Source organism: Xanthobacter autotrophicus (assembly GCF_029991245.1).
Classification (GTDB): Bacteria; Pseudomonadota; Alphaproteobacteria; order Rhizobiales; family Xanthobacteraceae; genus Xanthobacter; species Xanthobacter autotrophicus_C.
The window spans coordinates 1-7,246 of sequence record NZ_JAIVFO010000184.1; the positions used below are offsets into that span (position 1 = coordinate 1).

The window sequence follows — 7,246 nt, forward strand, 5'->3', positions numbered from 1 at the left end:
CTCCAGCCCCATTGGCCGCCCCCTCGGCCGATCCGGTGGCGCTGGCCGCCGAGCTGATCCGCGCGCCCTCGGTGACGCCCCGCTCGGACGATGCGCTGGAGCTGGTGGCCAAAAGGCTGGAGGCTGCCGGATACCGCGTCGAGCGCCTGACCTTCGAAACCGGCGGCGTGCCCATCCCCAACCTGTACGCCCGCATCGGCGAAACCGGCCCCAATTTGTGCTTCGCCGGCCATGTGGACGTGGTGCCGGAGGGCGACGCCGCCCAGTGGCACCACGGCCCCTTCGCCGGCACGGTTGAGGACGGCGTGCTCCACGGGCGCGGGGCGGTGGACATGAAGGGGGCGGTGGCCGCTTTCCTCGCCGCCGCGCTCGGCTTCGGCCGGCCGGCGCGGGGCAGCCTCTCCTTCCTCATCACCGGCGACGAGGAGGGCCCGGCCCTGGACGGCACGGTGAAGGTGGTGGACTGGCTGAAGGAGAAGGGCGAGACCATCGACCATTGCCTGCTGGGCGAGCCCACCAATCCCGACGCGCTGGGCGATGCCTTCAAGGTGGGGCGGCGCGGCAGCCTCTCCGGCCTCATCACGGTGAAGGGCGTGCAGGGGCACGTGGCCTATCCGCACCTCGCCGACAATCCCATTCCCCGCCTCCTGAAGCTGCTGGTGGCGCTCACCGCCGCGCCGCTGGATGCGGGCACGGATTTCTTCCCGCCCTCGAACCTGGAAGTGGTCTCGGTGGACGTGGGCAATCCGGTGTTCAACCTGATCCCGGCGCAGGCCACCGCCCGCTTCAACGTGCGCTTCAACGACCAGTTCTCGCTGGAGAGCCTGAAGGCCGAGATCATCCGCCGCCTCGACAGCGCCGGCGCGGCCCATGACCTCGAATTCCGGCCCGGCGCCAGCCAGAGCTTCCTCACCACCCCCGGCCCGTTCACGGACCTCGTCGCCGGCGCGGTGGAAGAGGTGACCGGGCGCCGGCCCGAGCCCTCCACCTCGGGCGGCACCTCGGATGCGCGCTTCATCAAGGACATCTGCCCGGTGGTGGAATTCGGCCTCGTGGGCCGCACCATGCACAAGGTGGACGAGGCGACGCCGGTTAAGGACATCCACGCCCTCACCGCCATCTACGGCCGCATCATCGCCCGTTATTTTTCGACGTTCGCGTGAGATCCATGACGCTTGGTGAAACGACGCTCGATGAAGACTTCTCCCACCTTGAGGTGGGCGACCGCGCCATCGCCGTGCGCGCGCTGGCCGGCGTGGCGCCGGGCCTGTTCTGGCTGGGCGGCTTCAAGTCGGACATGACCGGCACCAAGGCCGAGCACCTCGCCCGCTGGGCCGCCGACCATGGCCGCGCCAACGTGCGCTTCGACTATAGCGGCCACGGCACCTCCGGCGGCGCCTTCGAGGACGGCACCATCTCCCGCTGGCTGGAGGAGGCGGTGGCGGTGTTCGACGCCAGGACGCAGGGCGATCAGGTGGTGATCGGCTCCTCCATGGGCGGATGGATCGCGCTGCTGCTGGCGCGGCTGCTGGCCAAGCGGGGGGAGACGCGGCTGAAGGGGCTGGTGCTGGTGGCCCCGGCGCCGGACTTCACCGAGGATTTGATGCGGGCGCGTTTTGCCCCCGAGGTGTGGGCGCAGATCGAGACCACCGGCCGATTCGAGCGGCCCTCGGCCTATGGCGACGGACCTTATGTGATCACCCGCGCCCTCATCGAGGACGGGCGCCGGCATCTTTTGCTCGGCGCGCCGTTCGCGGTGGGCTGCCCGGTGCGCATCCTCCAGGGCGCGCAGGACGAGGACGTGCCGTGGCAGCACGCCATGCGCCTCGTCAGCTGCCTTGCCGAGGACGACGTGGTGTTCTCCCTCATCAAGGACGGCGACCACCGCCTGTCCCGCCCGGAAGACCTGGAACGCCTGACCGACGCGGTGGCCGAACTGGCGTGAGGCCGCGCCGGCCCCCAAGGGGAAAAGGGGCGCAGGAAAGCTCTCGGGGCAGGGCTTGCGGGACGGAGCTTGCGAGACGGGGCGGCCCCCTCCCACTCATCCAGCCCCAAAACGACGAAAACCCGCGGAGGCATGGCCACCCGCGGGTCGATTCGTCAGGACAGTGCCCGGAGGCCGGGCCTCAGCCTCAGGCCGCGGCGGGTTCCGCCTCGGCGGTCGCAGCCTTGGCAATCAGGCGCTTGAACTCGAGGGCGCGCGGGGACAGTTCCTCGTCGTGGGCCTTCTTGAGGAAGGCGTCGAGGCCGCCGCGATGATCCACGCTCTTGAGCGCGTTGGCGCTCACCCGGAGGCGGATGGTGCGCTTCAGCGTCTCGCTCTCAAGGGTGACGTTGCACAGGTTCGGGAGGAACCGGCGCTTGGTCTTGTGGTTCGAGTGGCTCACCGTGTGGCCGCTCAGAACCCCCTTGCCGGTCAGATCACACCGCCGGGACATGGCAGAAGTCCTTCTTATCTGGTCTTCAGCGGGGAACGCGAAGCGGGGCCAGACGACCCTGCCGCACTCACCCGCTCTATCGGGAAGCGGCTCGTATAGGGGCAGAGGGGGTCGGCGTCAAGGTATGAGAGGGCGCGACGGCGCGCCCCCGGCGCGGCCTGATCACCCCGGCAGCAGCACCCCCCTGCCCTTCTGCACCACGCCAGCGATGAAATCCGCCGCCACGCGGATGCGGGCAAGGTCGCGGGTGTCGGTGTGGGTGAGCAGCCAGAAGGTGCGCGTCAGCCCCACCTCGCCGGGCAGGATGGGCACCAGGGCGTCCGGCCGTTCCCCCGCGAACTGGTCGGCCATGAAGCAGGGCAAGACGCACACCCCCGCCCCCGCCTGGGTCGCCGTGAGCTGGGCGACGAGGCTCGAACTCTTCAGCCGCACCCGGATGTCCTTGGCCACCAGGGGCACGTAATCCAGCTCCGGCGCGTAGATCAGGTCGTCCACATAGCCGATGAAGGGGTGGCGCTGGAGGCCGGCGCGGCTCTCGATGGGCCCGTGCCGCTCCAGATAGGCCCGCGCCGCATAGAGCCCCAGCCGGTAGTCGGTGAGCTTGCGGGCATGCAGCCGCCCCTCCTTGGGCCGCGACAGGGAGATGGCGATATCCGCCTCGCGCTTCGACAAGGAGAACAGACGCGGCATGGCGAGGAGCTGGATGTCCAGCTCCGGGTGCAGGTCGGCCAGCGCCGAGATGCGCGGGGCGAGGAAGAAGGTGCCGAACCCGTCCGGCGCGCCGATGCGCACGGTGCCGGCGACGCCCAGGTCCGCCCCGCCGATCTCGCCCTGCGCCGCCAGCGCCAGGGTCTCCATGCCCTCGGCGGCGGCCATCAGACGCTCGCCGGCGGCGGTGAGGCCGTAGCCATGGGGCCGGCGGTCGAACAGCTTCGCCCCCAGCGCCTCCTCCAGCGCGCCGATGCGCCGGCTCACGGTGGAATGCTCCACCTTCAGGCGCGCGGCCGCCGCCGTCAGCCGCCCGGCTCGCGCCACGGCGAGGAAGAAGGTGAGGTCCGACCAGTCGAAATCCCCCGCTCGCACGGCTCCCCCTCATGTGATCCCGGCGGCCGGGACACCCCGCGCGCCGCCCGGCTCCGGCCTCTGCCGGCACCGGTCGAAGACCAGTGCCGCTGGTGTGAATTGACGCACATCAATGGTGCGGAGATTGCCGTAGCTGTGCACAAAAAGATAGGGCAATGTGCCGGCCAACAAAGGGCGCCGGTCAGGCGGGCCCCACTTTTGGAAACGCACCACAAGGGAACACCCATCATGCGCGAGATCGGCCATTTCATCGGCGGCAAGCACGTGCCCGGCACGTCGGGCCGCTATGCCGACGTCTACCAGCCCATGACCGGCGAGGTGATCGCCCACGTGGCCCTCGCCTCCACCGACGAGCTGAACGCCGCCGTCGCCAACGCCAAGGCCGCCCAGCCGGCATGGGCCGCCACCAATCCGCAGCGCCGCGCCCGCGTGCTGATGAAGTTCCTGGAGCTGGTGCAGCGCGACTATGACAAGCTCGCCGACCTGCTCGCCCGCGAGCACGGCAAGACCGTGCCCGACGCCCGCGGCGACATCCAGCGCGGGCTGGAGGTGGTGGAATTCGCGGTGGGCATCCCCCACCTCATGAAGGGCGATTATTCCGACGGCGCCGGCCCCGGCATCGACATCTATTCCATGCGCCAGGCGCTGGGCGTGGTGGCGGGCATCACCCCGTTCAACTTCCCGGCCATGATCCCCATGTGGAAGTTCGGCCCCGCCATCGCCTGCGGCAACGCCTTCATCCTCAAGCCGTCGGAGCGCGATCCCGGCGTGCCCATGCTGCTGGCCGAGCTGATGCTGGAAGCCGGCCTGCCGGCGGGCATCCTCAATGTGGTGAACGGCGACAAGGAATCGGTGGACGGCATCCTCGACCATCCGGACATCCAGGCCATCGGCTTCGTGGGCTCCACCGCCATCGCCCAGTACATCTATGCCCGGGGCGCAGCCAACGGGAAGCGCGTGCAGGGCTTCGGCGGCGCCAAGAACCACATGATCATCATGCCTGACGCCGACATGGACCAGGCCGTGGACGCCCTCATCGGCGCCGGCTACGGCTCCGCCGGCGAGCGCTGCATGGCCATCTCGGTGGCGGTGCCGGTGGGCGAAGACGCCGCCGAGCGGCTGCTGGAAAAGCTGGTGCCCCGCGTGGAGAGCCTGAAGATCGGCCCCTCCACCGACGGCTCGGCCGACTTCGGCCCCCTCGTCACCCGCGAGGCGGTGGAGCGGGTGAAGAACTACGTGGACATCGGCCTTCAGGAAGGCGCCAAGCTGCTGGTGGACGGCCGCGGCTTCAAGATGCAGGGCTATGAGAACGGCTTCTACATGGGCGGCTGCCTGTTCGACCACGTGACCGCCGACATGCGCATCTACAAGGAGGAGATCTTCGGTCCCGTCCTCTCCGTGGTGCGCGCGCCGGACTACCACGAGGCCCTGCGGCTTCCCACCGAGCATGAATACGGCAACGGCGTCGCCATCTACACCCGCGACGGCGACGCGGCCCGCGACTTCGCCTCCAAGGTGAACGTGGGCATGGTGGGCATCAACGTGCCGATCCCGGTGCCGCTGGCCTACCACACCTTCGGCGGCTGGAAGCGCTCGGGCTTCGGCGACCTCAACCAGCACGGGCCGGACGGCGTGCGCTTCTACACCAAGACCAAGACTGTCACCTCCCGCTGGCCCTCGGGCATCAAGGACGGCGCGGACTTCGTCATCCCCACCATGGGGTGAGGGCGCGACTGGACTGGCGCTCCCTTGCACGCGACATCTCGTGCTATCATTTTTGATAGCACGAGATGAGAGCAGGAGGGGGCCATGGCCCAGGTGCTGATCCGCAACATTCCCGACGAGACCCTCAACGTCTACCGGGAGCGGGCCAAGCGGAACGGGATCTCGCTGGAGCAGGAAATCCGCAACCTGCTGGAGAAGAACCGGCCCTACACGCCGGAGGAGCGGGTGGCGGTGTCGCAGTATTTTCTGGCCCGCACCAAGCCATCCCCTCCCCTGACGCTCGATGAGATTCGTGAGGGGCTTGAATGAGCCGCTTCGTGGTCGATGCCAGCATCGCCCTGAAATGGTTCTTCGACGAGGGGGATCGGGCCGCTGCCCGTGCCCTTCTTGCGTCCGGCGCAAGCCTGCTCGCGCCGACGCTTGTTCAGGCGGAAGTCGCCAATGCCCTTTGGAAGAAGAAACGTGCGGGAGCCATGACGGTGGAAGACGCCATCCACATCTGCACACAGCTTCCGCCCTTCTTCCAGCGGCTGTTTCCGGTCGAGCCCCTGCTTCCTGTCGCCATCGAGCTGTCGTTCAGGCTCGACCACGCCGTTTACGATTGCATCTATCTCAGCCTCGCCCGCGAAATGGATTGTCCTTTCCTGACTGCCGACCACCGGCTCGCTCGCAAGGCGGCAGGCGCGCAGGACCTTCCCCCAATCCTCCCCCTCGATCACTGGCGCCCCTGACATGTTCACGCTCACCGAGGACCAGATCGCCATCCGCGAGATGGCGCGGGATTTCGCGAACGCCGAGATCGCCCCCTTCGCCGTGGAATGGGACGAGAAGAAGCACTTCCCGGTGGACACGCTTCGCGCCGCCGCCGCGCTGGGCATGGGCGGCATCTATGTGCAGGACGACGTGGGCGGCTCCGGCCTGTCACGGCTCGACGCGGCGCTGATCTTCGAGGCGCTGGCCACCGGCTGCCCCGGCACGGCGGCCTTTCTCTCCATCCACAACATGGCCACCTGGATGATCGACCGCTTCGGCGACGAGGACCAGCGCGCCACGTGGGTGCCCCGCCTCACGACCATGGAGCATATCGCCTCCTACTGCCTCACCGAGCCGGGCGCGGGATCGGATGCCGCCGCCCTGAAGACCAAGGCGGTGCGCGACGGCGATTACTATGTGGTCGATGGCCAGAAGCAGTTCATCTCGGGGGCCGGCGCCTCCGACATCTATGTGGTGATGGTGCGCACTGGCGGGGAAGGCCCCAAGGGCATCTCCACCCTGGTGATCGAGGCGGGCACCCCCGGCCTCTCCTTCGGGGCCAACGAGAAGAAGATGGGCTGGAACGTGCAGCCCACCCGCGCCGTCATCTTCGAGGGCGTGCGCGTGCCGGTGCAAAACCGCCTCGGCGCGGAGGGCGACGGCTTCAGGATCGCCATGGCCGGGCTCGACGGCGGACGGCTGAACATCGGCGCCTGCTCGCTGGGCGGGGCGCAGGCGGCCCTCGACAAGACGCTGTCCTACATGCGCGAGCGCAAGGCGTTCGGACAACGGCTCGACGCCTTCCAGGCGCTGCAATTCCGCCTCGCCGACATGGCCACCGAGCTGGAGGTGGCGCGCACCTTCCTGTGGCGCGCGGCGGCGGCGCTGGATGCCAAGACGCCGGACGCCACCAAGCTCTGCGCCATGGCCAAGCGCTTCGCCACCGACGCCGGGTTCAACGTGGCCAACGAGGCGCTCCAGCTCCACGGCGGCTACGGCTATCTCGCCGACTACGGTGTGGAGAAGATCGTGCGCGACCTGCGGGTCCACCAGATCCTGGAAGGCACCAACGAGATCATGCGGCTCATCATCTCCCGCGCGCTGATCGCGCAGGGGAACTGAGAGGGGCGGCTCCCGCCGCAAGCGGGGGAGGGTTTGCACCGCTCCCAGCTGAGGCGGGGGCAGGACAATTCTGGCCGGAAACACCGGCCCGCCCCCTCTCCCGCCTGCGGGGGAGGGTTGGGGAG

At 69.0% G+C, this 7,246-nt stretch carries 8 protein-coding genes; 6 read left to right on the forward strand and 2 right to left on the reverse strand.

From position 1 onward, the window contains the following. The first annotated feature begins 11 nt into the window (after positions 1-11). Positions 12-1,163 (forward strand): succinyl-diaminopimelate desuccinylase, encoded by a 1,152-nt coding sequence (gene dapE, locus K9U41_RS20745; protein ID WP_282642755.1) that lies wholly within the window; start codon positions 12-14, stop codon positions 1,161-1,163. 5 nt (positions 1,164-1,168) lie between these two features. Then, positions 1,169-1,945, forward strand: coding sequence for an alpha/beta hydrolase (locus K9U41_RS20750; protein ID WP_282642748.1), 777 nt, complete (start codon positions 1,169-1,171; stop codon positions 1,943-1,945). Positions 1,946-2,132: 187 nt separating this feature from the next. Here the strand turns inward: K9U41_RS20750 and rpmB are convergent, their stop codons facing one another. Together rpmB and K9U41_RS20760 are read right to left on the reverse strand one after the other, a co-directional pair. After that, the gene (gene rpmB / locus K9U41_RS20755) at positions 2,133-2,438 is read right to left on the reverse strand and encodes a 50S ribosomal protein L28 (RefSeq protein WP_282642749.1); all 306 of its coding nucleotides are present in this window, start codon (positions 2,436-2,438) and stop codon (positions 2,133-2,135) included. Positions 2,439-2,600: 162 nt separating this feature from the next. Then, a complete protein-coding gene (locus K9U41_RS20760) occupies positions 2,601-3,521 on the reverse strand; it encodes a LysR family transcriptional regulator (protein ID WP_282642750.1) in 921 nt (306 codons plus the stop codon). A 228-nt stretch (positions 3,522-3,749) separates the two neighbouring features. Between K9U41_RS20760 and K9U41_RS20765 the strand changes: the two genes are divergently transcribed. The 4 genes from K9U41_RS20765 (at position 3,750) to K9U41_RS20780 (ending at position 7,121) form a co-directional block, all read left to right on the forward strand. Beyond that, complete coding sequence (locus tag K9U41_RS20765) at positions 3,750-5,246, forward strand: CoA-acylating methylmalonate-semialdehyde dehydrogenase (RefSeq protein WP_282642751.1); 1,497 nt, start codon at positions 3,750-3,752, stop codon at positions 5,244-5,246. 84 nt (positions 5,247-5,330) lie between these two features. Beyond that, positions 5,331-5,555, forward strand: a complete 225-nt coding sequence (locus K9U41_RS20770; RefSeq protein ID WP_282642752.1) for a FitA-like ribbon-helix-helix domain-containing protein — start codon at positions 5,331-5,333, stop codon at positions 5,553-5,555. Further along, positions 5,552-5,977, forward strand: coding sequence for a type II toxin-antitoxin system VapC family toxin (locus tag K9U41_RS20775; RefSeq protein WP_282642753.1), 426 nt, complete (start codon positions 5,552-5,554; stop codon positions 5,975-5,977). The genes K9U41_RS20770 and K9U41_RS20775 overlap by 4 nt, the downstream gene beginning before the upstream one ends. A 1-nt stretch (position 5,978) precedes the next feature. Continuing rightward, positions 5,979-7,121 carry an isobutyryl-CoA dehydrogenase gene (locus K9U41_RS20780; RefSeq protein ID WP_282642754.1) on the forward strand — a complete coding sequence of 381 codons (1,143 nt, stop codon included), beginning with the start codon at positions 5,979-5,981 and terminating at the stop codon, positions 7,119-7,121. Positions 7,122-7,246 lie beyond the last annotated feature (125 nt).

Excerpts from the sequence above, each read along its gene's own strand:
- K9U41_RS20770 (WP_282642752.1), top strand. The coding sequence starts at position 5,331 with ATGGCCCAGGTGCTGATCCGCAACATTCCCGACGAGACCCTCAACGTC.
- K9U41_RS20775 (WP_282642753.1), top strand. The coding sequence starts at position 5,552 with ATGAGCCGCTTCGTGGTCGATGCCAGCATCGCCCTGAAATGGTTCTTC.
- K9U41_RS20765 (WP_282642751.1), top strand. The coding sequence starts at position 3,750 with ATGCGCGAGATCGGCCATTTCATCGGCGGCAAGCACGTGCCCGGCACG.
- rpmB (WP_282642749.1), bottom strand. The coding sequence starts at position 2,438 with ATGTCCCGGCGGTGTGATCTGACCGGCAAGGGGGTTCTGAGCGGCCAC.
- K9U41_RS20750 (WP_282642748.1), top strand. The coding sequence starts at position 1,169 with ATGACGCTTGGTGAAACGACGCTCGATGAAGACTTCTCCCACCTTGAG.
- K9U41_RS20780 (WP_282642754.1), top strand. The coding sequence starts at position 5,979 with ATGTTCACGCTCACCGAGGACCAGATCGCCATCCGCGAGATGGCGCGG.